Genomic DNA, 26848 nt, shown 5'->3' with positions numbered 1-26848 from the left:
TATAGAAGAGAATTGTACCCTGGACATGAACACCCAGGGCAAAAAAGAATGTATCTACATTTAAAAATTAAATTTACGCATGTTTTTACTCAATATCTTAACTCTATTTTACTAAAAGATTGTAAATTTCACCAGCCAAATAAGCGATATGAAACAAATTAGACATAAAGGACATGCTAAGAATGAGGTGGTATTTATGCAAGAAAAAAATTATTATGCAATGTCACTCATAACAATGGCAATCATCACAGGGTTTACTGCAGGGGTCCTTGGAAGTCTAATGGGCTACCTTGGTCACTACTTGAATTTTACTGAAATTACTCCTGGTATTATCCTGGCTCTTTGGGATGGGGAGTGGAAGGACGGCTGGACGGGCATGCTGCTCGCAGTTTTATTATATGGAGCCCTTTCCATATTGACAGCGTTGCTTTATTATGGAGTACTGCGAAAAAGAAAGTCATTCTGGTGGGGGGGATCCTACGGGGTGATTTTGTTCCTATTTGTCTTCCTCGTACTATATCCGCTATTTCCTGGAACGAAGTCAATATTAGAATATGATTTAAATTCAATTTTGACTGGACTAAGCACCTTTATATTATATGGAGTATTTATTGGATATTCCATTTCCTATGAATATGAGGAGTTTATCTATTTAAAGCAGTTGAAATTAAAACAATGACTGGCTATATTTATTCATGTTTTTTCCATTCTTTTATGTTAAACTGTTTATGCCAGAACATTCCTATTTCTTCTTGCCTACAAAAAGCCCTGTTTTTAAGGGGAAAAGCTTATATTCCGGGAGAGAATAATAATGGATAAAATCGAACAAATACGAAAGTGCTTTACCGAATTCGACATTGACGGACTATTAATAACAAGTCCGCATAATCGCAGATATGCAACAAATTTTACAGGTACAGCTGGAATTGCTTTGATTACAAATGAGGCTGCTTATTTCATTACCGATTTCAGGTATACCGGCCAAGCGGAAGATCAGGCTAAAGGGTATGAAGTGATTCAGCACAGCGGATCAATCATTGAGAAAATAGCTGAAAAAACGAAAAAGCACGGAATTGAGAAACTTGGTTTTGAACAGGATTTTGTTACCTATTCAGAATGGAAGAAATACGAGGAAGGGCTGCAGTTGGAGCTGATCCCGGTTTCTGAGCTGGTAGAAAAGCAGCGTATGATCAAAACGGAAAGCGAAATTTCTATCCTCAAAGAAGCGGCGGATATTGCAGATGCGGCTTTTAAGCATATACTTGACTATCTTAAGCCGGGAGTTCGTGAAATTGAGATTTCCAATGAACTTGAGTTTTTCATGAGAAAATGTGGAGCAAGTTCTTCATCTTTTGATATTATCGTTGCTTCTGGTTGGAGGTCTGCGTTGCCTCATGGTGTAGCGACCGAAAAGGTGATTGAATCAGGTGATTTTGTTACTTTGGATTACGGAGCACTTCATAAAGGATATATATCAGATATTACTCGTACGGTAGCAGTAGGTGAGCCTTCTGAGCAATTGAAAGAAATTTATCAAATTGTTCTTGAAGCACAAATGGAAGCGGTGGAAAAAATAAAACCAGGCATGACGGGAATTGAAGCGGATGCGATTGCAAGAGATTTGATTTCCGAAAATGGTTATGGTGAATATTTTGGACATTCCTTGGGGCATGGAATTGGCCTTGAGGTTCATGAAGGTCCGGGACTCTCCCCGAGGTCGAAGGGGAAGCTTGTTCCAGGAATGACTGTCACGGTCGAGCCAGGCATCTATCTGCCGCAAATCGGTGGGGTCAGAATTGAGGATGACATACTGATCACAGATTCTGGCAACGAAAGGCTGACACACTCAACGAAAGAGTTGCTTATTTTATAACTTCTATTGGGAGGAAACAGGATGATTTCAGTAAACGATTTTAAAACAGGATTGACAATAGAGACTGACGGAGGGATTTGGAGAGTTCTTGAATTCCAGCATGTCAAGCCTGGAAAAGGAGCAGCATTTGTCCGCTCCAAACTACGAAATCTCCGTACGGGAGCCATTGCAGAAAAGACGTTCCGCGCTGGAGAGAAAGTAAGTAAAGCGCAAATCGATAATAAGACGATGCAATATTTATATTCAAGCGGTGATCAGTATGTCTTTATGGATCAGCAGACATATGAACAAATCGAGCTTCCAGCTTCGCAGATTGAACATGAATTGAACTTCCTGCTCGAGAACATGGAAGTGCATATCATCATGTTTAATGGAGAGACACTGGGAGTGGAGCTTCCAAATACAGTTAATCTCAAAGTAGCTGCAACTGAACCAGGGATCAAAGGGGATACTGCTTCAGGAGGATCCAAGCCTGCAACGATGGAAACAGGTCTTGTTGTTCAAGTTCCCTTCTTTGTTAATGAAGGTGAGACACTGGTTATCAATACTTCCGATGGTTCCTATGTTTCAAGGGCATAATCGCATAAAGGGATCAGCCGCGGGACTTCCCGCGGTTTTTAATGGTTTTAACTTCATTCAGCAGAAGCCGCCTGCTTCTGTAAGTGGTGAGATGAATGCATATTGGTATTCCATTCAGTGGGGGTTCAAACCCCGGCTGAATAAAGTCAAAGCCCCCGGCGGATGCCACAGATTTTCAGAGGAAATTTATCGAGCTTAAGCTCGATAAAATCTGGGCGCGAATACGCCAAGGCGCATTTGATTCAGTAAGCTATAAAAATTAGACGAAATTTTTTTGAATGATGATTTGATATGTCCAGCTCCAGCGCCTAATCGACCATTAGACTTCGCGACCAATGTGCTCGCAGCATATTCGAGGATGTTAACCTTACCTCGTCGCAAAACTGCACAGCCTACCCGAGAAGCTTCTCACGAGGTAATCCAAGTAAGCTGCTTCCCTACGATAAGTCAACTTCGGCTTCGAGGTACAGGACGTGGCGAATTGAGGTGGCCTGTGCATGTCGCCCCTAACCTGTCGTCTTCTGCATTTCGGGTCAGTCTGTACGTCGATGAACAGGCGCTTGCGCTTTTCTTGAAAGGTGGGAATAAGCATGGATAGAATTTTTAAAGAAGAAAAGATGCCTTATATATGTACGCCTTTAACCGGGAAAAACAAAGAAGAAATCATGGAGGAGCTTGATCTGGTTTTGCCCGAAAAACCAGATTTACTCGAATGGCGAGCGGATTTTTTACATAAACTGGACAATCTTCCCTACGTCTTATCTGTTCTAGAAGGAATTTCCGAAAAAAGCGATTTGCCGCTTCTTTTTACGATCCGTTCGATTCATGAGGGAGGCGAGCAGATTTCATTGTCGGAAGAACAGAAAGTGAAGCTAATAGGTGAAGTTTGTAAAAGTAATGCCGTCAGCTTGATTGATTATGAGGTTTCGAGTCACCCTGAATATATAAGGGAATTAAGGGACGTTTCAGAAAAACATGACAAGCGTTTGATTCTCTCCTATCATAATTTCAACTGCACACCATCTGAAGAAGAGATGATGAAAAAGCTGTTCCTTGCCGAATTTTACGGTGCGGACGTTGCCAAGGCAGCTGTCATGCCTGAAACAAAAGACGATGTTTTGAAATTACTTCAGCTTACGAATGATGCCAGCAAAGCTTTGAAAATCCCCCTGATTACGATGTCGATGGGAAGTCTTGGTGCCATCAGCAGAATGATTGGCTGGACCTATGGCTCCATTCTTACATTTGGCTTGGGAGTGGAGGCTTCAGCTCCTGGCCAGGTTCCGGTCAGAAAGCTTAAACAATTGATTGCCATGATGAAGGAAGAAGTAGCTAAAGAATAGAAGGGTATCCAAACAGCCTCAGGAGAGTTTTCGCCTGAGGCTGTTTTTAAACACTTATTACAGTAAAAAGTAAGAGTGTTCAAGTTTAGCTAGAGATTGGTGTTGAATATAATTCGACAATTTTATTTGCTACATCATCTGGAGATAGGTTGTCCGTCAATATACGGAAGTGATGATGTCCATACAAACGTTTTCGTTCTAAATATAATTCCTTTATCTCGTTTAAATCACGCCCCTGCAAAACGGGACGGGTTTCAACAATCAATTCATAGCGCTTTTTCCAGGCTTCCCAAGAAATATCCAGGAAAATGACAACAGTTTTTGCTAGGCATGTCTTTCTAGTTTCTTCATTCATGAATGCCCCGCCACCAAGTGATATCACTTGCTTCTTCTCGTTTGTTATTGTTTCAATCACATTTCTTTCATAGGTACGAAAAGCTTTTTCACCATATTTTTTAAAAATTTCTGTCGTAGGTAGTCCGACTTCTTTTTCTATTTCCTGATCAGTATCGATGAAATTCCAGTTTAATTTTGTTGCGGCCAGTTCCCCTGCAGTTGTTTTTCCTGCCCCCATAAATCCTACCAGCGCAATACTTTTCTCTTTAGTCATGACATGTGCACCTGCTTTTCATTCAGTCTTAATACTAATATATCACGTTAAAGAGAGAGTCCGCTCGATCAATTTTTCAAAGGGGTTTTTGCAACGATTTTTGTTCTTCAATAAAGGCGCCTGGTCATAATTGGGGCTTGGCCGAATACATATTAGGTAGAAAAGAAGTCTGGGAGAGGGTTGCATTGGAAAATATCATTCGCATCCTGCCAATTGAGATCTCAAAATTAATTGATGTAATGCCTGACGAAATGAAAGCTGGGATAGAAGAGATACGTCTCCGGGTCAATCGGCAGGTGGAAGTTACCGCAAGAGAAGTAACAAGCTACTTGCCTTATTTGTTTACACAAGCTGACGCGGACCAGTTGATCAGCAATTTGGCCGGCCACTCTTTTTATACATTGGATGAAGAGTTAAGAAGGGGATATATCACGATAGAGGGCGGTCATCGGATTGGGCTTGCTGGAAAAGCTATATTGGAAGGTGGAAGAGTAAAAGCCTTGAGGCATTTGGCTTCCTTTAATATAAGGGTTGCCAGGGAAAAAATCGGGGCGTCTGAACGTTTCATCCCATTTTTATATGATGGGGGATGGAAACATACCATGATTATTGGACCTCCCCAAACAGGAAAAACAACATTGTTGCGCGATCTTGCGAGAATCGTATCCACTGGCTATTCAAAAAACGAAATTTCCCCTATGAAAGTAGGGATTGTCGATGAAAGATCTGAAATAGCCGGCTGTATACATGGAATCCCTCAATTGCAGTTCGGAACGCGGGTTGATGTACTTGATGCTTGTCCGAAGGCAGAAGGGATGATGATGATGATCAGGGCACTTAGTCCAGACGTACTGATTGTGGACGAGATTGGTCGCAGGGAAGACAAAGAAGCCATTATGGAGGCCGTTAATGCCGGAATTACATTAATGATGACAACACATGGAAATGATTTGGAGGAAATCATCAAACGGCCATTGCTGAGGGAAATCATTGAACAGCAGGTTTTTCAGCGATTCATCGAATTATCGCGGGATAATGGCCCAGGCACCGTTATTTCCATTAAGGATCAAAACGGACAAGTTGTGAATCCCCATGTTTAAACTGATTGGCGCTCTCTTAATAATCGGAACAACAACTTGGGCAGGGTTTGAGGCTTCTAGTCATTTGACCCGCAGACCGAAACAGCTGCGGATCATCAAAGACTCCCTGCAAGCATTAGATGCGGAAATCATGTATAGCCATACCCCGCTTGGAGAAGCTGCAAAAAAAATATCTTCACAGATGCCAGAACCAGCCGCACGCTTATATAAAACTTTTTCGGAAAAGCTTTCCAAAACGGATGCAAGCGTCAAGTCAGCATGGAAGGAAAGTCTTGATGAGGTATGGCAAGACACGGATATGAAAACTGGAGAATATGAAATCCTCATGCAATTTGGTGAAAGTCTTGGGCGGCATGACCGATATACCCAACAAAAACAAATTCTGCTGGCAGTTACCCATCTCGACAGGGAAGAGGATGAAGCAAGGGAGAAGCAAAAGAAATACGAAAAAATTATGAAGAGCCTAGGCGTTTTATCCGGACTGTTGTTCATAATCCTGCTTTTTTAGGAGGAAAGAAAGTATAACTTGCTATGGAAAACTTTATATAAAAGAAGTTTTTCTTGGCCAGCGTCGACGTACAGGACGTGCTTAGTGCAAGCGAAGAGACAGGAAGTCGCGATCTGAGCCAGCCGAAGAACAGGACGTGCTAGTGCAAGCGAAGTGACAGGAAGTCGCGGTCTGAGCCAGCGTCGACGTACAGGACGTGCTAGTGCAAGCGAAGCGACAGGATGTCGCGATCTGAGCCTGCAAGCACCTACCCCCGCAAGGATCAAGCCGCTTCCCTGTGGTGGCTGAAGAACTGCCTCCTCGGGAATCATATTGTTTGCCTGCGCTTTCGCTTTTCTTAAGGATGGGAGGAAATAGGAGATGGGCATTGATGTGGATGTAATTTTTAAAATAGCAGGGGTCGGCATCGTTGTTGCCTTCTTGCATACAATTCTTGACCAAGTCGGGAAAAAGGAATACGCCCAATGGGTCACTTTGTTTGGGTTTATTTATATTTTATTCATGGTTGTTACTATCGTAGATGATCTTTTTCAAAAAATAAGATCGGTCTTCTTATTTCAATGATGGGAGGGAGCGGTCATTGCCATACTGCAAATAGCGGGCATTGCCCTCATTGCCACTTTTTTAGCCCTTATCATCAAAGAGCAGAAGCCGACCTTTGCTTTTTTGCTAATTCTGTTCACGGGATGTGCCATTTTTTTATTTTTGGTTGACCAGATACATGGGATCATTGCAACAATCGAAGTTTTGGCTGCAAATGCTGGTATTAATACGATGTATGTGAAAACAATATTAAAAATTATCGGAATTGCCTATATTGCTGAATTTGCTTCACATATAAGCAAAGATGCCGGAATGGGAGCCATAGCCGCGAAGGTCGAATTGGCAGGGAAAATACTTATCCTGGCTTTGGCTGTCCCCATTTTGACTGTTCTGATTGATACCATCATCAATATGATGCCAGTCAGATAACAGCGCGATAGGCGGAGGGGAAGAATATGCGGAACATAATCCAGCTGTTCTTATTCTGTTTTGTACTTTTTACAGGTGCATCTGCAATTCAGGCGGAGCAGGAAGAAGAACCATCAAATGATATCATCACAAAAATGGTGGATGAACAGATTGAAACGCTGGGAATTGAAGAACTCCAAGGGTTTTGGGAGAGCATTATGGATGAGTATGGGGGATATCTGCCTGAAAGTCAGAGGGGGACACTTCTTGAATTCTTAAAAGGAGAAAAGTCTTTTTCCATTAAAGAGTGGTTTCGGGGAATTGGGGCTTTTGCTTTTCAAGAGCTGACCATGAATGGAAAGTTGCTGGGAACACTATTACTATTGACGATTTTCAGCGCATTTTTGCAATCGCTGCACACAGCATTTGAGAAAGGAGCCGTTTCCAAGGTTGCCTATGCGGTTGTATTTATGGTTCTTATTATCATCGCGCTTAATAGTTTTCGGGTCACAGTAGACTATGCGGTAACGGCAATTGAATCGATGTCACAATTTATTTATGCTCTGATTCCGCTTATTCTTGCCTTGATTGCTTCGTCAGGTGGTGTCACTTCTGCTGCATTCTTCCATCCTGTGTTAATCTTTTTGATCCAGACGAGCGGTCTCCTTATTCAGACCGTTGTATTGCCACTTTTATTTATGGCATTGCTTCTGGGGATTGTCAGCGCATTGAGTGAAAATTATAAGGTGACAAAGTTGTCCAACCTATTTAAAAAAGCGGGCATAGGCATTCTTGGTGCCTTCATGGCCGTGCTTTTAGGTGTTATTTCCATCCAGGGGACAGCGACGGCCGTGACAGATGGTGTTGCTATCAGAACGGCCAAATATGTCACCGGCAATTTTGTGCCTGTTGTGGGAAGAATGTTCACGGATGCAGCGGATACGGTATTAACTGCATCTGTATTGATCAAAAATACGATCGGTCTGGCAGGAGTAGCAATCATTTTGCTGATCGCTGCTTTTCCGGCAGTGAAAATACTGATCATTATTCTAGTTTATAAGCTTGCAGGTGCTTTGCTTCAACCTGTAGGCGACGGCCCCATTATCAATTGTCTAGATTTGATAAGCAAATGTATGATGTATGTTTTTGCGTCCTTAGCGATCGTTTCTTTCATGTTTTTTCTCTGTGTAACCATCGTCATTACATCAGGGAACGTTACGATGATGATTCGCTGATAGGGAGGGAGTTTTCGTGCAGCTTATTTCAGAATGGATTATAAATATCGTTATTTTTATTTTGCTGGCAATGATCGTGGACATGCTACTCCCAGATACAGCGATGAAGAAATATGTGAAGTTTGTTGTGGGCCTCTTGTTGATTTCCATTGTCGTGACGCCCATATTTAAATTTCTCTCCACTGATTTTGATCAAGCTTTACATTCATTTTTAAATGATCAAAGTAGTCAAAACCCTGCTATGGAAAAATTATTGGAAGAAAAAAAAAGAGAAATAGAAACATCACAGCATGCATATATATTAGAGCAAATGGCTGTCCAACTTAAAGAGAAAGTTGAAAAGGAGATGATTGCAAGTCATGGCATGACCATAACCAATATCAATATATCCAGCACTTCTTCTCCCGCACAGGATTTGGAAAGCATTTTGAAGTCTATTAATAAAATAACTGTCTATGTCGAGCCGATGAGAAAAAAAGATTCAGTGGCCGAGGTGGAGCAGGTATCGATTCAGATTAAAGATCAGCCAAGGCATAATCAATCCAGAAGGACAAAAAAGCTCCGGAACATGCTCGCAATCGAATGGGACGTGCCAGATTCGAAAATAGAATTGGTAGTGAAGGGAGGAACCGATGATCCATGAGTAAAAAAAACGGTCCTCTTGATTGGTTGAAAAATTTATGGGCAGGAGATCTTAAAGGAAATCCATCACAAAAGAAAAACAACAAATTCTTTTACGTTCTTATTCTTGTGCTTGTGGGCGCGGCCTTAATGATCATCTCTGATTTATGGAAAGCTGGAGAAGAGAAAGATTCAGCTGCAGTCATGAAAGAACTGGAAGCTGGTGCTGATGATGCAGAAGCCTTTGGCAGAAAAAAGGACTCTGAAAATGGTATGACAGAATTGGAGAATCGATATGAAAATCAATTGAAAGAAGCTCTAGAGCAAATAGCTGGTGTGCACGATGTTACGGTTGTTGTAAATGTTGAAGCAACAGAAAAAACAGTGTTGGAAAAAAACCAGACTTTAAAAAATCAAACGACAGTTGAAGAAGATAAAGAGGGCGGAACGAGAAAAATCGAAGATCAATCAACTGAGGACCAGCTTGTCCTGATCAAGGAAGGGGACAAAGAGGTTCCAATTGTTCTGGAAACGAGAAAGCCGGAGGTTGAGGGGGTTCTTGTGGTAGCAGGCGGAGCTGAAAATATCCAGGTGAAAAAATGGATCGTCGAGGCAGTAACAAGAGGTCTTAATGTTCCAAGTCATAAAGTGGCTGTCATGCCGAAAAAGTCAAAGGGGGATTCATAATGCTTTTAAAGAAACAGACAGTTTGGCTCTTAACTATGCTGAGCCTTGTCGTAGTACTGTCCGTATATTATGTAACATCTGATCCGGCCAAGAAAGACTTCGCGACAGGTGGAAAAGAAGAGACTTCAGGTGAAACGGCAACAAATGAAAAAGATATGAAGGTGATCACTGAAGCATCTGGGGATGAGGCCTTTGAGACAATAAGGTTGGAAATTCAGGATAAACGCAGCAAAGAAATTACAGATTTAACTTCCCAAGTTGGTTCCCCGGATCTAACCGCCAAAGAGAAAAATGAATTATATACAAAGATGCAGGATTTAACCGCCCTTGAAACAAAAGAGAAGACTTTGGAAAGCCTTATCAAGTCCCTCGGATATGATGATGCGTTGGTCCGGACCGATAATAATGAAATGCTTATTACAGTAATAGCTAAAGAGCATTCCAAGGCTGATGCAGCACGTATCCTTCAAGTAGTCAGGGAGGAAATCGGTACACAGACGGTTGCCACGGTTGAATTTCAAACAAAATAGGCAAATGACGGAGAGGAAGGGGGCCTGTCCGTCTTTCTTTTTGATCGCATTTTTGATTTTGTCAGAGTGAACAGCGGTCCGTCGATTCAATTGTTGCCCGCAACGCATAGGAAGTACTAGTGCAAGTGAAGCGACAGGATGGCGCGGCTTAAGGCGGCCTTCGTCGCCGTGTTTCCTTTATCTCGTCGGAGGAACTATTGTCTAGTTGCAGACGGCAGGGGCTCGAGGTCGCTTCGGTCAATCCAATGAAGTCAAAGAACGACTTCGTTGGATTGCCCTCCGACGTACAGGAAGTACTAGTGCAGGCGATGCGACAGGACGTCGCAGCTTGAGCCAGCCGACAGACAGGATGTCCTAGTGCCGCCAGCGCCACAGGACGTGGCAACATTCGGCAGCCAGCGCTTGTCGCCCCTATACGCCGTTTTCTACATTTCAGCTCCAGTCTGTACGTCGCTAACCGAGCGCTTTCACTTTTCTTGTTGTCTAGTTCCGATGCCTATCGACCATCAGACTTCAAGGTTCCTCCTACGATAAGTCAACATCGCTTCACCCCGTTACGCGTGTTTCCTTTATCTCGTCAGAACCATTCCAGTCTGTACGTCGATAAACAGGCATCTTCACTTTTCTTGTTGCATTTTACTATTTATTTCTGTATATTTACCCTGTCGTCGTTGAATTTGTACAACCTGTTATATTATGATATTAAGAGCTACTCATAATTTTTAAGGAGTGTCGTGTATGCTGAAGATTCAGGAAATCCGTGAAATTATAAAACTTATTGATCAATCTGACATTGAGGAGTTTGTCTATAAGCATGACGGCTCAAAAATTGAGCTGAAAAAAAGAGTAAATAAACCTGTTCAGGAGACAATTCAATATGTGACAGAACCGGTTCAAGAACCGCAGCCTGTTATTCGCCAGGAAGTTGTTCCTGTAGTCCCGGCAGTAGAAAAAGCTCCTGCTGCACCTGAAACAGCTCCGGTCCAGGAAATTGCAGAAAATAGCACTTTACATAAAATTGTTTCTCCAATGGTTGGAACTTTTTATCAAGCTTCCTCTCCAGACAGTGATCCGTACGTGAAAGTCGGTTCCGAAGTCACCTCGGATTCCATCGTTTGTATTGTGGAAGCAATGAAGCTGTTTAACGAGATCGAGGCGGAAGTTGAAGGTAAGATAGTGGAAGTCCTTGTGAAGGATGGCGAACTTGTGGAGTATGGCCAACCGCTATTTTTAGTTGAGCCCAAGTAAGGAGCGAAATAAATGATAAAGAAACTTTTAATAGCAAACAGGGGAGAAATTGCTGTCCGTATCATACGTGCATGTATGGAACTGGACATAGAAACAGTTGCTGTTTATTCTGAAGCCGATAAAGAAGCATTGCATGTACAATTGGCAGATGAAGCTTATTGCATTGGGCCTACAGCCTCCAAAGACAGCTATTTGAACTCAGCCAATGTCGTCAGTGTGGCCAAACTGACGGAATGTGACGCCATTCATCCTGGCTATGGGTTCTTAGCTGAAAATGCGGATTTTGCAGAGGTTTGCCGCGAATGCAATATCATTTTTGTAGGGCCGAGCCCAGAAGCCATAACGAGGATGGGTACAAAAGATGTGGCCCGTTCAACAATGAAGGCCGCAGGAGTGCCGATTGTACCTGGCTCAGATGGAATTGTCGAAACGATTGATGAGGCAAAACAAATTGCCGACGAAATCGGATATCCTGTGATTATTAAGGCCACAGCGGGCGGCGGCGGCCGTGGAATCCGAGTGGCTAAAACGGTAGAAGAGCTGATTAAAGGTATTGAAATCACCCAGCAGGAGGCGGCTGTCGCATTCGGAAATCCAGGGGTGTACATCGAAAAATATATCGATGATTTCCGACATGTGGAAATTCAAGTATTGGCAGATGCGCATGGGAATACAATCCATTTGGGAGAGAGAGACTGTTCCATTCAGCGCAGGCTCCAAAAGCTTTTGGAAGAAACTCCGTCGCCAGCGCTTAATGAAGCCATACGGGAAAAAATGGGGACGGCTGCTGTAAAGGCGGCAGAAGCGGTTGATTATACTGGTGCGGGAACAGTCGAGTTCATTTACGACCATAAAAATCAGGAGTTTTATTTTATGGAAATGAACACACGAATTCAGGTGGAACATCCTGTCACTGAAATGGTAACAGGGATTGATCTGATTAAAGAACAGATTCTAGTAGCATCAGGCAAAGAATTGTCGGTGAAACAGAAGGATGTTGAATTTAATGGCTGGTCCATTGAATGCCGGATCAATGCTGAAAATCCAGAAAAAGGCTTCATGCCTTCTGCAGGAAAAATTGAGATGTACCTGCCTCCAGGAGGGATGGGGGTACGTGTGGATTCAGGTGTTTATCCTGGATATACGATTCCACCTTACTACGACTCCATGATTGCTAAATTAATTACCTATGGTTCCACTAGGGAAGAAGCCATTGCAAGAATGAAACGTGCGCTTGAGGAGTTTATCATTGAAGGGGTTCATACGACCATTCCTTTCCACTTGAAGTTACTGGAAAATGAAACGTTTGTGAGTGGAGACTTCAATACGAAGTTTCTGGAACTGCATCCAGTCATGAATTAAAAATAAACGGAGGTGCCTTTAATGGAAGATCAATTGAACATGCTCGAAATGACGCAAGAAAGCGGACAGGGTCACGGGAAGATTGAAATAGCTCCTGAGGTGATTGAAGTAATTGCTGGTATTGCCGCTTCAGAAGTAGAAGGCGTCGCTCAAATGAGGGGCAATTTTGCATCTGGAGTGGTTGAAAGACTTGGAAAGAAAAACCACGGAAAAGGAATCCGGGTGGAACTCTCTGAAGAAGGAATCATTGTGGATGTTTATTGTCTTATGAACTTTGGTGTTTCCATTCCGACGGTTGCCCAAAAAGTGCAGGATAATATCCGCCAAGCATTGTTCAACATGACGGCACTAGAAGTAGAAGAAGTGAATATTCATATTGTTGGTGTGACATTCGATCAAAGTAAACAGGAATCTGAAGAAGAATTTGAGACGGAATAGACCAGGCCAAAGGTGAAACCCCTTTGGCATTTTTAAATGGTAGACCGAATGCTTGTTTTTCTTCTTGTGTGGTAAACTAAGAAAAACTCAAATGGCTGAAATGCCTAGATTAAAGGAGCTTTTTTGAAAATGAAAAGAAGAGAAGCGCGCGAAAAAGCTTTGCAGGCCTTATTTCAAATAGATATGAGCGATATTCCTCCCGAAGATGCCCTGAGGAATGTGCTGCAAGATGGAGAATCTGATGACTTCTTGCATGATTTGATTATGGGTACTGCTGCTAACTTAAAAGGGATCGATAAAGAAATTAGTAGCCATCTGAAAAAGTGGTCCCTTGACCGCCTAGGCAAGGTTGACCTGAATGTGCTGCGTGTCGGGACATATGAATTGAAATTTACTGAGGTTCCTCCAAATGTGGCTATCAATGAAGCGATTGAAGTGGCGAAAACATTCGGAGATGAAAAGTCGGGGCAGTTTGTAAATGGAATTTTATCGAAAATCAACGGTGAAGAACAGTAGGGGGAATGATGATGACAGCAAAGCTGATTGATGGAAAAAAAATATCTCAGGAAATAAGAAAAGGGCTTGAAAAAGAAGTGGCTGAACTGACAGCCAAAGGAGTAAAGCCTGGCCTCGCAGTCATTTTGGTTGGAGATAACCCTGCATCACGCACCTATGTGACATCCAAACAAAAAAGCTGTAGAGCCATCGGAATGGAGTCCGTATTGATTGAATATCCGGCAGATGTGAGCGAAAAGGAGCTTCTTGATAAAATCAAGGAATTGAATGAAGATGACACCATTCATGGTATTTTGGTCCAACTCCCGATCCCTCCACATATTTCTGAGACAAAAGTCATTGAAACCATCTCTCCGGAAAAAGACGTAGATGGCTTTCATCCTATCAATATCGGAAAAATGATGACCGGACAGGATACATTTTTGCCATGTACACCTTTTGGGGTCATGGAAATGCTGAAATACATTGGCATTAATCCTGAAGGCAAACATGCTGTCATCATTGGCAGAAGCAATATCGTGGGAAAACCGATGGGACAATTGTTGTTGAATGAAAATGCCACTGTTACATACTGTCATTCAAGAACGAATGATCTGAAATCTTTTACACAGCAGGCGGATATTCTTGTGGCAGCTGTTGGAAGAGCGAAAATGGTTAAAGCAGATCATATTAAGGAGGGAGCTGTGGTCATTGATGTCGGCATGAATAAAGATGAACACGGCAAATTATGTGGTGATGTCGACTTTGAAGACGTGAAAAGCAAAGCCTCCCATATAACACCCGTTCCTGGCGGAGTCGGGCCGATGACTATTACGATGCTTTTGTATAATACTGTAAAGTCAGCACAAAAGCGTTTAAATGATCGCAATGACAATTAAATAATAGTAGAATATAATATGAACTAGTAGAAAAGCTGTCAACTATAACAAAGGGACAGCTTTTTTGTGAGTAAAGAAAGTCAAGAAGTGGAGGGTGGCAGTTTGGAAATTCAACATCCACAATATTTGACAGTAAAAGCTTTAACGAAGTACATAAAAAGAAAATTCGATGCAGACCCTCACTTGGAGCAGGTGTATGTTAAAGGAGAGATCTCCAACTTTAAAAAGCACTCGAGCGGCCACATGTATTTTACATTGAAAGATGAAGATGCAAGGATTATGGCTGTTATGTTCGCCAGAAATGCTTCCGGAATGAAGTTTATCCCGGAAAACGGCATGAATGTTCTTCTTAGGGGGAGCATAAGCGTCTATGAAATGAGCGGGCAATATCAAATCTATGTTCAGGAGATGCAGCCTGATGGTATAGGTGAACTTTTTCTTGCTTTTGAACAGTTAAAAGAAAAGCTTGGAAAGGAAGGATTGTTTTCAAGGGAAACTAAAAAGCCTATTCCGGCTTTCCCTAAGGTGATTGGTATTATTACTTCTCCGACAGGTGCAGCAATCCGGGATATCATCACCACAATCAAACGCAGATATCCCATGGGACAAATATTGGTTATCCCTGCCCTTGTGCAAGGGAAACTTGCTTCCAAGACGATCGCAGAAGCAATACAGAAAGCAAATGCAGGAAATGTCGCCGATGTTTTAATCGTCGGACGCGGCGGGGGATCTATAGAAGAATTATGGGCGTTTAATGAAGAGATAGTAGCCAGGGCGATCTTCGAATCAAGTATTCCTATTATTTCCGCGGTCGGCCATGAGACAGATGTGACGATTGCAGACTTTGTCGCCGATCTCAGAGCCGCAACCCCGACAGCAGCAGCGGAATTGGCAGTCCCTCATATCGAAGATCTCTTAGAGCAGCTTTTGCAGCGGAAAGCCCGACTTTATCAAGCCATGGGAGCTATCATCAAAACAAGGCGAAATCAATTGAATTATATGGAGCAGTCTTACATACTGAGAAATCCCCATAAGCTGTATGAGCAAAAATGGGAGCAGCTTGACAGAATGAAAGAAACACTTCAAACAGCACATAACCATGCTATTGTTCAGAAAAAAAACCGTTATGCAGAGCTGAGCAGCAGGCTGACAAGAAGTCATCCGGCTGCACTGTTGGAAATGAATAAAGAGCGAGCTGAACGAGCTGAAAAAAGACTCCAGCAGGAAGTGCGTGCGGTCGTAAAATCAAAAATCACCGAATTTATGGGGAAAACGGCTACGCTCGATGCTCTTAACCCTTTAAGTATACTTCGCAGAGGCTTCAACGTGGCTTATACAGAAGAGGGAAAACTGATTAAAAGTGTCCACCAGGGAACAGTCGGAGATAAATTGGTATTGACACTTGTGGATGGAAAACTGAATTGTACAATCGATAATAAAGAAGAAGGTGCGAAAGAATGAGCGGGAAACTGACTTTTGAGGATGCCCTTGAGCAGCTTGAAGTAATCATAAAAAGGCTGGAAGAAGGGGATATCCCATTGGAAGAAGCGCTTGAAATATACCAAAAAGGGATGGAACTTTCTAAAATCTGCCATGATAAGTTAAAATATGCTGAGGAAAAATTGACAAAGGTTTTAACAGAAAACGGTGAAGAAGAGTTCCAAGTCAGTGAGGAGGATCAAGCTTGACGGACATTTTGAATGACTTCATGGAAAGACACAAGGAAATTTTAAATAAAGAACTGAAGAATTGTATCTCCAGGCTTGATGCTCCGTCTATATTAAAGGAAGCAATGGCATATTCCCTTGAAGCTGGAGGAAAAAGGATCAGGCCTCTGCTTCTTTTTGCTGTACTGGACTCCTTTGGAAAAAAGTCGGAGGCCGGACTGGCAACGTCTATTGCTCTGGAAATGATCCATACTTATTCATTGGTCCATGATGATCTCCCAAGTATGGATAATGATGACCTCAGAAGGGGTAAACCGACAAATCATAAAGTGTTTGGCGAAGCGATGGCCATTTTAGCGGGGGACGGGCTCCTTACATACAGCTTCCAGTTGATCGCCGAAGATCAACATTTACAGGCTGGTCAAAAAATTGAACTACTCCGCTTGCTGTCTAAGTGTGCAGGTCCAGAAGGAATGGTCGCAGGTCAGGTTGCGGATATGGAAGGCGAGAATAGAGAACTGGGTATCAGTGAACTTGAATATATCCATATTCATAAAACGGGTAAGCTTCTAACGTTTAGTGTTCTTGCAGGAGCTATTATTGGCGGCGCCGACAGCCGGCAGTTGGACTGCTTTGAACAATTTTCACACCATTTAGGGCTGAGCTTCCAAATCAGCGACGACATCCTGGATGTGACAGGTGATGAAGAAGTGATGGGAAAACCGGTAGGGAGCGATACTGGAAGGGATAAAAGCACATATCCGTCCGTCCTTACACTTGAAGGTGCTAGGGAGCATCTTTCCCTCCACATAGAAGAGGCAAAGAAAGCACTTGGCCAAACAAATTTAAATACTGAAATCCTTAGTCAAATCACTGATCTAATAGCTGAACGCACGCATTAATACTAATGTTTGTATTGGAACACCGGTTATGGTATAATTTTTTGCAGATTATTGGATGGTGCAGTATTCTAGTCGGCCTACCAGTTCTGAAGGTGAGTCTAAAAATTCACTAAAGGGGGCACATCGATGAAGTTCCTTGTTCCGGCTTGAGCTGGGAGTAAAGGTATAAGGGCGATCCGCAAAGGCATGTGGGCGTAAACCCTTTTACCGTGGAGGCTTCGCCTGTTCGGCTAGCTTAAATGCATTGTACGAAAGCGAAGTATAGACCTGCAACGTGATGAAGGGCATCACTAGCAGCGTAGCCTGCCTTGCGTGAAGCTTGAGGGGATTATGGTTATAAGAGAGCAGTTCGGTTGGCCATCGTGCTGTTTTCTTCAGTCCATATGAAATCAGTGCAAAAGAGGCTAGGAACTAGGTTAAAGGCTGTTGGGGAAATCTCCTAGACTGTTCCAAGGGACATATGAAGGGGATTAGAGTGCGGACTAAGTGGTAATCCAGTCTGGCATTTGGCGACAATGCCAAGATGAGTTTAAAGGGAAACCGCCGTTATGGCGACATACGGTACTTGTCTGGGAAAACCTACTGGACCTAAGCCATAATTTTTACTCTTCTTATGACCATCCGAGTTAACGAAGAAGAACGGTAAATGAACGTTTATTATGAATGAATTGATAAAAAATTCCATAAAATGGAGTATTAGCATTGCCGTTATCACTTTCGTGTTAGCGGCTATTTTTTCAATTGCTTCCAATGGTATACTGATTGGAGTATCGTGGACCTATGGTCTTCTTGTTGTGCTGTTTATTGTATTAATTGGGATCTTTTTTGATATGATTGGGATTGTTGCAGCTGCTGCAAATGAAACACCATTCCATTCGATGGCTTCAAGAAAGATATATGGTGCTAAACAATCCATACGGATTGTAAGGAATGCCGACCGTGTGGCAAGCTTTTGCAATGATGTCATAGGGGATATATCCGGCATCATCAGCGGGACGGCTGCTGCGCTCGTTGTCATCCAAATAGCCCAAAGTGCCGGCCTGTCCAGTGCTTCTCCGGCCGAATATGCAATAAACGTTGGGCTGACAAGCCTTATTGCAGCACTGACAGTAGGTGGAAAGGCGCTTGGCAAATCTTTTGCCATTTCGTACTCACGGGATATAATATTTCGTGTGGGACAGGTGATGCAATTTCTTGAAGAAAGATTTCCATCTTTCAATCATTAAAGACAATAAGAAGAAAAAAACGAAGCAAAAAAACAAGAAACGAAAGTGAGTGATCCTTTTGGATCTCATGTCAATTAAAGATCCTTCTTTTCTTAAAGGTCTGAACAAAGAACAATTGGAGGAATTAAGTTCCGACATTAGACGTTTCCTTATAGAAACTTTATCAAAAACCGGCGGACACATCGGTCCGAATTTGGGAGTGGTCGAGCTGACCATCGCCCTTCATAAATGCTTTGACAGCCCAAAAGACAAGATTATCTGGGATGTTGGACACCAATCTTATGTTCATAAAATTTTAACGGGAAGGGCTGGCCAATTCGATACTTTGCGCCAATATCAGGGGTTGTGCGGATTTCCAAAAATGTCGGAAAGCGAGCATGATGTATGGGAAACAGGCCACAGCTCAACATCCTTGTCTGCTGCCATGGGAATGGCCATTGCGAGAGATGTAAAAAAAGAAAGCAATTATGTGATTCCTGTCATTGGTGACGGGGCGCTTACCGGTGGAATGGCTTTGGAAGCCTTGAATCATATCGGGCATGAACAAAAAGATATGATTGTCGTTCTAAATGACAATGAAATGTCTATTGCACCTAACGTAGGTGCATTGCACAATGTCCTTGGAAGGCTTCGGACAGCCGGGAAATATAAGTGGGCAAAAGAAGAACTAGATTATTTACTGAAGAAGATTCCTGCTGTTGGCGGGAAGCTGGCCGCTACGGCGGAAAAAGTAAAGGACAGCCTTAAATACATGCTTGTTTCTGGCATATTTTTTGAAGAGCTGGGCTTTACTTACCTTGGTCCTGTCGATGGACATGACTATGATGCTTTATTTGAAAACCTAGCCTATGCGAAGAAAACAAAAGGCCCTGTCCTTTTACATGTTATTACGAAAAAAGGGAAAGGGTACAGCCCGGCGGAGCACGATAAAATCGGGAACTGGCATGGAACAGGCCAGTATAAAATTGATACAGGGGACTTCATTAAACCTGTCAACACCCCACCCTCATGGAGCACTTTGGTAAGTGAAACTGTCAGGAAGATCGCGAGGAAGGATGAGCGGATTGTAGCCATTACCCCGGCCATGCCAGTGGGTTCGAAACTTGAAGGCTTCGCTTCTGAATTTCCGGACAGGATGTTTGATGTAGGTATAGCTGAGCAGCATGCCGCAACAATGGCAGCAGGACTAGCCACACAAAAAATGAAGCCTTTTTTGGCTATTTATTCCACTTTTTTGCAAAGAGCCTATGATCAGGTACTTCATGACATAAGCAGGCAAAACTTGAACGTTTTTATTGGTGTTGATCGGGCTGGCCTTGTTGGTGCTGATGGAGAGACGCATCAGGGCGTATTTGATATAGCTTTTTTACGAAATTTGCCGAATATGGTCTTAATGATGCCTAAGGATGAAAACGAAGGACAGCATATGGTTAACACGGCTTTGAAATATGATGATGGTCCGATTACACTCCGTTTCCCTCGCGGAAATGGTTATGGGGTGCCAATGGATCAAGAATTGAAACAAATTCCGATCGGATCTTGGGAAGTGTTAAAGACGGGAAAAGATGCAGTCATATTAACATTTGGCACGACGATCCCTATGGCACTTGAGGCAGCTAACCGTTTGGAAAAACAGGGCATATCTGTTCAGGTCGTCAATGCGCGATTCATCAAACCGATGGATGAAGCCATGCTGCATGACATTTTTCGAGCGCATCTTCCTGTTCTTACGATTGAAGAAGCGGTTCTTCAAGGTGGGTTCGGAAGTGCTGTTTTGGAGTTTGCCCATGACCACGGTTACCAACATGCATTTATAGATCGTCTGGGCGTACCTGACCGATTTATCGAACATGGAAGTGTCAAGGAGCTTCTAAAGGAAATAGGACTGACACCAGACAATATAGTGGTCAAAATAAAGTCACTTATGCCAAAAAAACAAAAAAGGGCTTGAATAAATGAAAGCAAGTAAGCAAAGACTTGATGTTTTATTAGTTGACAGAGGATTGATCGAAACAAGGGAAAAAGCAAAGAGAGCCATTATGGCTGGTCTTGTTTTTTCAAATGAAACAAGGTTGGACAAACCTGGGGAGAAAGTGAGTGTCGATATCCCGCTAAAGGTCAAAGGTAGCCAGATGCCCTATGTAAGCAGGGGCGGATTAAAGTTGGAAAAGGCCTTAAAAACATTTGAACTCTCGGTCAAAGACAAAACCCTGCTAGATATTGGAGCGTCAACAGGAGGGTTCACAGACTGCGCGCTGCAGCATGGAGCCACTATGTCTTATGCACTTGATGTAGGATATAATCAGCTCGCATGGAAGCTACGCCAGGATGATCGTGTGGTTGTAATGGAGAGGACAAACTTTCGGTATGTGACCCCTGAAGATTTTCCAGGTGAAAAACCGGATTTCGCTTCCATTGATGTCTCATTCATTTCCTTAAGGTTAATATTGCCCGTTTTAAAAAAACTGCTTGTTCCGCACAGTGACGTGGTCGCCCTTATCAAACCACAGTTTGAAGCAGGAAAAGAGCAGGTAGGAAAAAAAGGAATTGTCCGTGATCCCGTAATTCATGAAGAAGTCATTCACAAAATCAAGGATATAGCGATTAAAGAGGGCTATGAAGTCATAGATCTTTCTTTCTCGCCTATTACCGGTGGGGAAGGGAATATTGAATTTTTAATCCACTTAAAGTGGGAAGGCGGCCAGGATACTGGAATGGATAAGAGTCGGGTAACGGCAGCGGATGTGGTAAGAGAGGCCCATGAGCATTTGAATAAAATAAATGTGGAAAAAGGGTAATCTAATAAGGATTGCCTTTTTTTCTTGAATAAATCGGCAGCCGACTTTATTGTGGTTAAAAAGGTCACTTGAACCTTATATATCAATAACAGTCGCTTGCGCCATTGTTTTTGGTTAATTATAATACTTGATAGTGAACGTATAAAAATACAATACGCTGTAAAATTAATGAGGTGGGTAATTTGAGCAAAGGACGACGGCATTTAAAAATCCGTGAAGTGATTGGGAATAAAGAAATCGAAACGCAGGATGAATTGGTTGATTACCTTAAAAACCAAGGTTTTAATGTGACACAAGCAACAGTTTCCCGCGATATTAAAGAATTGCATCTTGTGAAGGTGCCTTTGCCGGATGGCCGTTATAAGTATAGTCTTCCGGCGGATCAGCGTTTTAATCCGCTGCAAAAATTGAAGCGGGCGCTGACTGATTCCTTTGTCAGCATTGATAGTACGGAAAACCTTCTGGTCCTGAAAACGCTTCCTGGAAATGCACAGGCAATAGGAGCACTGATCGATAATCTTGATTGGGACCAAATCATGGGGTGTATATGTGGTGACGATACATGTCTCATTATTTGCAGAACAAGCGAAAATGCCAAAGACATCAATGAACGTTTTATTAACATGCTTTAATTAGGGGTGGGGTCTTTGCTACAGGAGTTGACGATCAGAAATTTTGCAATCATTGACCAGATTTCCATTTCATTCTCCGAGGGACTGACAGTTTTGACAGGAGAAACAGGAGCTGGAAAGTCCATTATTATTGATGCGATCCATTTATTGGTAGGAGGCCGCGGATCTGCGGAATATGTCCGGCATGGCGAGCCAAAAGCGGAGATTGAAGGTCTCTTTTTCGTTCATGATAATCATACCTGCTATGCAAAAGCTGCTGAATTGGGCATTGAAATCGAAGAGGGGATGTTGGTGCTTCGCCGTGAAATTTCTAGCAGTGGAAAAAGTGTTTGCCGAATCAACGGAAAGCTTGTAACTTTGACAGTTTTGAGAGATCTTGGAGGCATGCTGATCGATATCCACGGCCAGCATGAGCATCAGGAATTGATGAACGAATCCATGCACTTATTTCTGCTAGATGAATTTGGTAAGGATGAAATAGCCAAGAAACTGATTGATTACCGAAAAAAATACGCCGAATTGGTTGAGGTCAAAAAGAAAATCAGTGAATTGAGTAAAAATGAACAACAGATGGCCCAAAGGCTTGACCTTTTGCAGTTTCAAGTACAGGAGATCGAGAAAGCTGGGTTGAAACTACACGAAGATGAAATGCTTGAAGAAGAGAAAAAACGTTTGGTGAATTACGAAAGACTGTTTGAATCGCTGAAAGCTGGGTATGAAAACCTTCAAGAGGATCAAAAAGGCTTAGATTTTGTCGGACAGGCCATGAGTGTTTTAGAAACAGCAGCAGAAATCGACAACAGCTACAAAGACATGTTTGAGTCGATTTCAAATAGTTTTTATTTACTTGAAGATACAGCAAGAGCATTGAGAAACGAACTTGATTTATTGGAGTTTGACCCTCAAAGATTAAACGAAATTGAAATACGGTTGAATGAAATCAATCAGCTTAAGCGGAAATATGGCTTTACAGTGGAGGATATTCTTGATTATTTGGAAAAGATAAAAGAAGAAGCGGAATCAATCATTCACCGTGATAGCCGGATTGAAGAGCTCCAAGCGGTACATGTTTCCCTCAGGAAAGAAGTCCTGAAAATTGGGACTCAATTAAGTAAACTTCGCAAAAAGTGGGCAGAGAAACTAAAAAGCGCTATTCAAAAGGAATTGAAAGTGCTGTATATGGATAAGACTGTTTTTGAAGTGGTCTTTCAAAAGCAGGACGAGAACATAAACGGATTAGATGATGTGCAATTTTATCTTTCCACCAATCCGGGAGAACCGTTGAAGCTTTTATCAAAAGTTGCATCGGGAGGAGAATTGTCGAGAATTATGCTGGCCCTTAAAACCATTTTTTCAAAGAGGGTCACATCTGTTATCTTTGATGAAGTGGATACCGGAGTCAGCGGCAGAGTTGCTCAGGCCATGGCCGAAAAAATCCACCAAATCTCAAATTACTCGCAAGTTCTTTGTATATCACACTTGCCGCAGGTAGCTGCTATGGCTGATACACATTTGCTTATTTCGAAGAAAATCACTGAGGGAAGAACGCGGACAGCAATCAAAAACCTTGATAAAGACGAGAAAATAAATGAAATCGGCCGCATGATAGCCGGAACTGAAATCACCGCGATTACGAAAAAGCATGCCAAAGAATTGGTCGAGTTTGCCTATACACTGAAAAATAATTAACAAGCTTGTAATCCTATCCTTCATTGGACATCTTTTTTTCACGCTCCTGGTTATAAATGCAGGCTCCTGAGGTCAAATTATAACTGTGGACTAGAAGGCGAGGAGAGTGAAAATGGACGTATGAAAGATCGACTCAGACAATTAACAGGCGGAATTCTCCTTGTTTCACTTCTTCTTCTAGGCTTTTCAAAGCCTTTTCAGCAATATGTTAATATCCCGGCAAATATTACATTGCTGGAAGGACAGGAGCAGATCATTCCTAAAGGTACAGCCGTCACAGCAATGGCGGATTCTCCTGAAAACTTTACGTATTCGGAACAGGCAAAATCTGTTTCATTAAATGCTGAGGCTCCCGGAAAAGACGAGCTTTTTCTACAAATAGCCGGACTGCCTGTAAAAAAAGTTGATGTAAATGTCCTGAAAAACTTTAAGGTCTTCCCCGGTGGCCAATCAATCGGGGTAAGGCTTAATACCCTTGGAGTCCTTGTTGTTGGGCACCATCTTGTTTCGACAAAATCGGAGAAGGCTTCTCCAGGTGAAGAGGCAGGAATTCAGGTAGGGGACATTATAACAAAAATCAACGGAAAAGAAATTAAGAAAATGGAACAGGTGGCTCCGTTTGTGGAAGATGCGGGAAAGAGCGGTAAAGCACTTGACCTTACTGTACAGCGTGAAAAAGAGAAATTTCAAACAAAGCTGTTGCCGCTGAAGGATGAAAAGGAACAAGATTATAAATTGGGTTTATATATAAGGGACTCTGCTGCCGGTATCGGTACAATGACTTTTTATGAACCAAAATCAAAAAAATACGGGGCTTTGGGTCATGTTATTTCAGATATCGACACAAAAAAGCCAATCGTTGTTGAAAATGGGCAAATTGTAAAATCTACTGTAACAGCCATCGAAAAAGGAAAAAATGGAAATCCCGGAGAAAAGCTGGCTCGTTTTTCAGGAAACCGTGATGTAATCGGCAACATCACTTTAAACAGTCCTTTTGGGATTTTCGGGAAACTAAAGAAAAATATTAATAATGGGGCATTGGACAAAGAAATGCCAATTGGATTATCCCATCAAGTAAAAGAAGGGCCCGCAAAAATTTTGACGGTTGTAGAAGGAAACCAGGTAGAGCCTTATGATATTGAGATTGTCAGCACCGTTCCACAAAAGTTTCCGGCAACAAAAGGAATGGTTATAAAAGTGACGGATAAACGGCTTTTGAATAAAACAGGTGGAATTGTTCAAGGGATGAGTGGAAGCCCCATTATACAGGACGGAAAATTAATCGGTGCAGTCACCCACGTCTTTGTAAATGATCCGACATCTGGTTACGGTGTCCATATCGAATGGATGCTACATGAAGCTGGAATCGATATTTATGAACGCCAAAACTTGGATAAGGTAGGTTGAGGGGGCGCAGGGGCGCCCTCTTTTTTTAGGTGACAGGAAGTCAGCTCTGGCTTCAGCGTATTATCAGGTCCCATCGGCGAAAGGATAAAACTAATTGCTTTCTTTATCAAAATCAGATCCTGTGTTTGTTGTTTTAAGCTGCGCGCCTTTGTTTTTCTTATTGTTCTTACTCCTTATTTTCTTAGAAAAAAAGAAAATTCGACAAAAATTAGTGCATTTTATCAAAAAAAGGCGAATTCGTCTGAAAGAATTAGCAAATTTAAGCATTATATGTATTTTTTCCTTATTTTAAAAGAATTTAAAGGAATTTAACTTCCATTGGCGTATTTGTTTGTTAGAATATAGTAAAAGCAATTTTATTCTTTTTTTATAAATGGGGAGGAAGAGAATTGAATAAAATAAAAGTTGTACTTGCTGATGATAACCGTGAACTTGTTGCTTTACTAGAAGATTATATGTCAACACAATCTGATATCGAAGTGATTGGAACCGCTCACAATGGACAGGAGTGTCTAAACCTTTTGGAAAAGGTGGATCCAGACGTCTTAGTATTGGATATTATTATGCCGCACCTGGATGGCCTTGGAGTTCTTGAAAGGTTGCGGAATTCTGACACTCGTTTCCCGAATGTAATCATGCTGACAGCCTTTGGCCAGGAAGATGTGACGACAAAAGCTGTGGAGCTTGGTGCTTCTTATTTCATTCTCAAGCCATTTGACATGGAATATTTGGCTAATCATATCCGCGATGTTAGTGAAAAAGGAATGCCTTCCTTCAAATCAAATCCGTCTGTAAAAAACCAAGAAGACAAAAAACCTCAAAATCTTGAAGCGAGCATCACATCTGTCATTCACGAAATCGGAGTACCTGCACATATTAAAGGGTATTTGTATTTACGAGAAGCTATTTCAATGGTTTACCATGATATTGAGCTTTTGGGAGCTATTACAAAGGTCCTCTACCCGGACATTGCAAAGAAGTTCAATACAACAGCGAGCCGGGTTGAAAGGGCGATCCGCCATGCCATCGAGGTCGCATGGAGCCGAGGGAATATAGATGCGATTTCCTCTCTATTTGGGTATACGGTCAGCATGTCAAAGGCTAAACCGACAAATTCCGAATTTATTGCGATGGTTGCAGATAAGCTGAGACTGGAGCATAAGGCTTCTTAAAAAATTCCTGACCCTCTCGCTAAATCATCTATTTGCGCATATGATGCCTAAAAAGGGTATGATGTAATTAACCTACTTTAGGCGGTGAGCAGATGACGTTTATTTTTGCACATCGGGGGTCTGCAGGAACTCACCCTGAAAATACGATGGAAGCCTTCATTGCGGCAGAAAAAGATGGGGCAGACGGGATTGAACTTGATGTACAATTAACAGTGGATGGGGAAGTGGTCGTGATTCATGACCTCACTGTGGACAGAACTACGAACGGGAGCGGCTATGTTAACGAGCTGACGTTCAGCGAGCTCTCGAAACTGAAGGCCAACTACCATTCCCTTCATTATTTTAAAAAAAGTTGCAGGATACCTTCCTTGCGCGAAGTATTTGAATGGCTTGAGGGAAACAACTTATTATGTAATATCGAATTGAAAAATGCGGTCAATCCTTACAGAGGCATGGAAGAAATGGTCATAGCGCTCGTACGCGAGTTTTGTCTGGAAAAGAGAGTGATCATCTCTTCATTCAACCACAACTCCCTAGTTCTCTGCAGGGAAATCGAACCTGCAATTGTGACAGCACCGTTGTACAATGAAGTTTTATACAAGCCTTGGGACTATGCGATGTCTCTTGGAGCGAGCGGTATCCATCCGAAATTGAAATCAATTTCCGATCAAGAAATCCAGGATGCCATAGCTTGTGGTGTTGCTGTCAGGCCATACACAGTCAATAAAGAAAAAGATATGAAGAGACTTTTTGCCATCAATTGCTCAGCAATCATTACCGATTATCCGGGGAGGGCTTACCGACTTAGGGAGCAATATCAATAAAAAGATCTGCAAGTTTTTCGCAGATCTTTTATTTAGGTTTAACTTCATTCAG

29 protein-coding genes are annotated in these 26848 nt (G+C 42.3%); 28 read left to right on the top strand and 1 reads right to left on the bottom strand.

Annotation, left to right across the window (positions count from 1 at the left end; translation table 11 throughout):
• Positions 1 to 196 precede the first annotated feature (196 nt).
• The 4 genes from D5F11_RS00585 to aroD all read left to right on the top strand — a co-directional run bounded on the left by D5F11_RS00585 (position 197) and on the right by aroD (position 3795).
• The gene (locus D5F11_RS00585; RefSeq protein ID WP_120114990.1) at positions 197 to 679 is read left to right on the top strand and encodes a YqhR family membrane protein; all 483 of its coding nucleotides are present in this window, start codon (positions 197 to 199) and stop codon (positions 677 to 679) included.
• Positions 680 to 811: 132 nt separating this feature from the next.
• Complete coding sequence (locus D5F11_RS00580) at positions 812 to 1873, top strand: M24 family metallopeptidase (RefSeq protein WP_120114991.1); 1062 nt, start codon at positions 812 to 814, stop codon at positions 1871 to 1873.
• A 21-nt stretch (positions 1874 to 1894) separates the two neighbouring features.
• Positions 1895 to 2452 (top strand): elongation factor P, encoded by a 558-nt coding sequence (gene efp, locus D5F11_RS00575; protein ID WP_120114992.1) that lies wholly within the window; start codon positions 1895 to 1897, stop codon positions 2450 to 2452.
• Positions 2453 to 3042: 590 nt separating this feature from the next.
• Positions 3043 to 3795, top strand: coding sequence for a type I 3-dehydroquinate dehydratase (gene aroD / locus D5F11_RS00570; RefSeq protein WP_120114994.1), 753 nt, complete (start codon positions 3043 to 3045; stop codon positions 3793 to 3795).
• An 85-nt stretch (positions 3796 to 3880) separates the two neighbouring features.
• Here aroD and D5F11_RS00565 read toward each other — a convergent pair whose 3' ends face one another.
• Positions 3881 to 4405, bottom strand: coding sequence for a shikimate kinase (locus D5F11_RS00565; RefSeq protein WP_120114995.1), 525 nt, complete (start codon positions 4403 to 4405; stop codon positions 3881 to 3883).
• 185 nt (positions 4406 to 4590) lie between these two features.
• On the opposite strand from D5F11_RS00565, the gene spoIIIAA reads away from it, so the two are divergent.
• The 24 genes from spoIIIAA (at position 4591) to D5F11_RS00445 (ending at position 26796) form a co-directional block, all read left to right on the top strand.
• On the top strand, positions 4591 to 5505 hold the full coding sequence (spoIIIAA, locus tag D5F11_RS00560; RefSeq protein WP_120114996.1) for a stage III sporulation protein AA: 915 nt from the start codon (positions 4591 to 4593) through the stop codon (positions 5503 to 5505).
• Entirely contained in the window at positions 5498 to 6013 is a 516-nt protein-coding gene (gene spoIIIAB, locus D5F11_RS00555; RefSeq protein WP_120114997.1) for a stage III sporulation protein SpoIIIAB, read from the top strand. Before spoIIIAA ends, spoIIIAB begins: the two co-directional genes overlap by 8 nt.
• A 360-nt stretch (positions 6014 to 6373) precedes the next feature.
• Positions 6374 to 6577 carry a stage III sporulation protein AC gene (gene spoIIIAC, locus D5F11_RS00550; protein ID WP_066137476.1) on the top strand — a complete coding sequence of 68 codons (204 nt, stop codon included), beginning with the start codon at positions 6374 to 6376 and terminating at the stop codon, positions 6575 to 6577.
• 24 nt (positions 6578 to 6601) lie between these two features.
• Complete coding sequence (gene spoIIIAD / locus D5F11_RS00545) at positions 6602 to 6985, top strand: stage III sporulation protein AD (protein ID WP_120114998.1); 384 nt, start codon at positions 6602 to 6604, stop codon at positions 6983 to 6985.
• Between the two features lie 26 nt (positions 6986 to 7011).
• Complete coding sequence (spoIIIAE, locus tag D5F11_RS00540) at positions 7012 to 8199, top strand: stage III sporulation protein AE (RefSeq protein ID WP_120114999.1); 1188 nt, start codon at positions 7012 to 7014, stop codon at positions 8197 to 8199.
• Positions 8200 to 8215: 16 nt separating this feature from the next.
• A complete protein-coding gene (gene spoIIIAF / locus D5F11_RS00535) occupies positions 8216 to 8842 on the top strand; it encodes a stage III sporulation protein AF (protein WP_120115000.1) in 627 nt (208 codons plus the stop codon).
• Positions 8839 to 9507 carry a stage III sporulation protein AG gene (gene spoIIIAG, locus D5F11_RS00530; protein WP_120115001.1) on the top strand — a complete coding sequence of 223 codons (669 nt, stop codon included), beginning with the start codon at positions 8839 to 8841 and terminating at the stop codon, positions 9505 to 9507. Before spoIIIAF ends, spoIIIAG begins: the two co-directional genes overlap by 4 nt.
• Positions 9507 to 10037 carry a SpoIIIAH-like family protein gene (locus D5F11_RS00525; protein WP_120115002.1) on the top strand — a complete coding sequence of 177 codons (531 nt, stop codon included), beginning with the start codon at positions 9507 to 9509 and terminating at the stop codon, positions 10035 to 10037. Before spoIIIAG ends, D5F11_RS00525 begins: the two co-directional genes overlap by 1 nt.
• A gap of 738 nt (positions 10038 to 10775) precedes the next feature.
• Positions 10776 to 11285 (top strand): acetyl-CoA carboxylase biotin carboxyl carrier protein, encoded by a 510-nt coding sequence (gene accB, locus D5F11_RS00520; RefSeq protein WP_120115003.1) that lies wholly within the window; start codon positions 10776 to 10778, stop codon positions 11283 to 11285.
• A gap of 12 nt (positions 11286 to 11297) precedes the next feature.
• The gene (gene accC, locus D5F11_RS00515) at positions 11298 to 12647 is read left to right on the top strand and encodes an acetyl-CoA carboxylase biotin carboxylase subunit (protein WP_120115004.1); all 1350 of its coding nucleotides are present in this window, start codon (positions 11298 to 11300) and stop codon (positions 12645 to 12647) included.
• A gap of 21 nt (positions 12648 to 12668) precedes the next feature.
• Positions 12669 to 13085: an Asp23/Gls24 family envelope stress response protein gene (locus tag D5F11_RS00510; RefSeq protein WP_120115005.1), complete on the top strand. Its 417-nt coding sequence runs from the start codon at positions 12669 to 12671 to the stop codon at positions 13083 to 13085.
• Positions 13086 to 13214: 129 nt separating this feature from the next.
• Entirely contained in the window at positions 13215 to 13601 is a 387-nt protein-coding gene (gene nusB / locus D5F11_RS00505) for a transcription antitermination factor NusB (RefSeq protein ID WP_120115006.1), read from the top strand.
• An 11-nt stretch (positions 13602 to 13612) separates the two neighbouring features.
• Positions 13613 to 14479 carry a bifunctional methylenetetrahydrofolate dehydrogenase/methenyltetrahydrofolate cyclohydrolase FolD gene (gene folD, locus D5F11_RS00500; protein WP_120115007.1) on the top strand — a complete coding sequence of 289 codons (867 nt, stop codon included), beginning with the start codon at positions 13613 to 13615 and terminating at the stop codon, positions 14477 to 14479.
• 108 nt (positions 14480 to 14587) lie between these two features.
• A complete protein-coding gene (xseA, locus tag D5F11_RS00495; protein ID WP_120115115.1) occupies positions 14588 to 15940 on the top strand; it encodes an exodeoxyribonuclease VII large subunit in 1353 nt (450 codons plus the stop codon).
• Positions 15937 to 16167: an exodeoxyribonuclease VII small subunit gene (gene xseB, locus D5F11_RS00490; RefSeq protein ID WP_120115008.1), complete on the top strand. Its 231-nt coding sequence runs from the start codon at positions 15937 to 15939 to the stop codon at positions 16165 to 16167. Before xseA ends, xseB begins: the two co-directional genes overlap by 4 nt.
• The gene (locus tag D5F11_RS00485) at positions 16164 to 17048 is read left to right on the top strand and encodes a polyprenyl synthetase family protein (protein ID WP_120115009.1); all 885 of its coding nucleotides are present in this window, start codon (positions 16164 to 16166) and stop codon (positions 17046 to 17048) included. The genes xseB and D5F11_RS00485 overlap by 4 nt, the downstream gene beginning before the upstream one ends.
• A gap of 659 nt (positions 17049 to 17707) precedes the next feature.
• Positions 17708 to 18274: a hypothetical protein gene (locus D5F11_RS00480; RefSeq protein WP_244862076.1), complete on the top strand. Its 567-nt coding sequence runs from the start codon at positions 17708 to 17710 to the stop codon at positions 18272 to 18274.
• A 67-nt stretch (positions 18275 to 18341) separates the two neighbouring features.
• Complete coding sequence (gene dxs / locus D5F11_RS00475; RefSeq protein ID WP_373316026.1) at positions 18342 to 20225, top strand: 1-deoxy-D-xylulose-5-phosphate synthase; 1884 nt, start codon at positions 18342 to 18344, stop codon at positions 20223 to 20225.
• 4 nt (positions 20226 to 20229) lie between these two features.
• Positions 20230 to 21072 carry a TlyA family RNA methyltransferase gene (locus D5F11_RS00470; RefSeq protein WP_120115010.1) on the top strand — a complete coding sequence of 281 codons (843 nt, stop codon included), beginning with the start codon at positions 20230 to 20232 and terminating at the stop codon, positions 21070 to 21072.
• A 182-nt stretch (positions 21073 to 21254) separates the two neighbouring features.
• The gene (gene ahrC / locus D5F11_RS00465; RefSeq protein WP_120115011.1) at positions 21255 to 21704 is read left to right on the top strand and encodes a transcriptional regulator AhrC/ArgR; all 450 of its coding nucleotides are present in this window, start codon (positions 21255 to 21257) and stop codon (positions 21702 to 21704) included.
• Positions 21705 to 21719: 15 nt separating this feature from the next.
• The gene (recN, locus tag D5F11_RS00460) at positions 21720 to 23393 is read left to right on the top strand and encodes a DNA repair protein RecN (RefSeq protein WP_120115012.1); all 1674 of its coding nucleotides are present in this window, start codon (positions 21720 to 21722) and stop codon (positions 23391 to 23393) included.
• Positions 23394 to 23513: 120 nt separating this feature from the next.
• On the top strand, positions 23514 to 24800 hold the full coding sequence (spoIVB, locus tag D5F11_RS00455; protein WP_120115013.1) for a SpoIVB peptidase: 1287 nt from the start codon (positions 23514 to 23516) through the stop codon (positions 24798 to 24800).
• A 389-nt stretch (positions 24801 to 25189) separates the two neighbouring features.
• Positions 25190 to 25972 (top strand): sporulation transcription factor Spo0A, encoded by a 783-nt coding sequence (gene spo0A, locus D5F11_RS00450; protein WP_120115015.1) that lies wholly within the window; start codon positions 25190 to 25192, stop codon positions 25970 to 25972.
• Between the two features lie 92 nt (positions 25973 to 26064).
• Positions 26065 to 26796, top strand: a complete 732-nt coding sequence (locus D5F11_RS00445) for a glycerophosphodiester phosphodiesterase (protein ID WP_120115016.1) — start codon at positions 26065 to 26067, stop codon at positions 26794 to 26796.
• Positions 26797 to 26848 lie beyond the last annotated feature (52 nt).

It is taken from the genome of Siminovitchia terrae (assembly GCF_003605405.2).
Lineage (GTDB): Bacteria > Bacillota > Bacilli > Bacillales > Bacillaceae_C > Siminovitchia > Siminovitchia terrae.
This window is presented reverse-complemented; position numbering and strand designations above follow the sequence as displayed.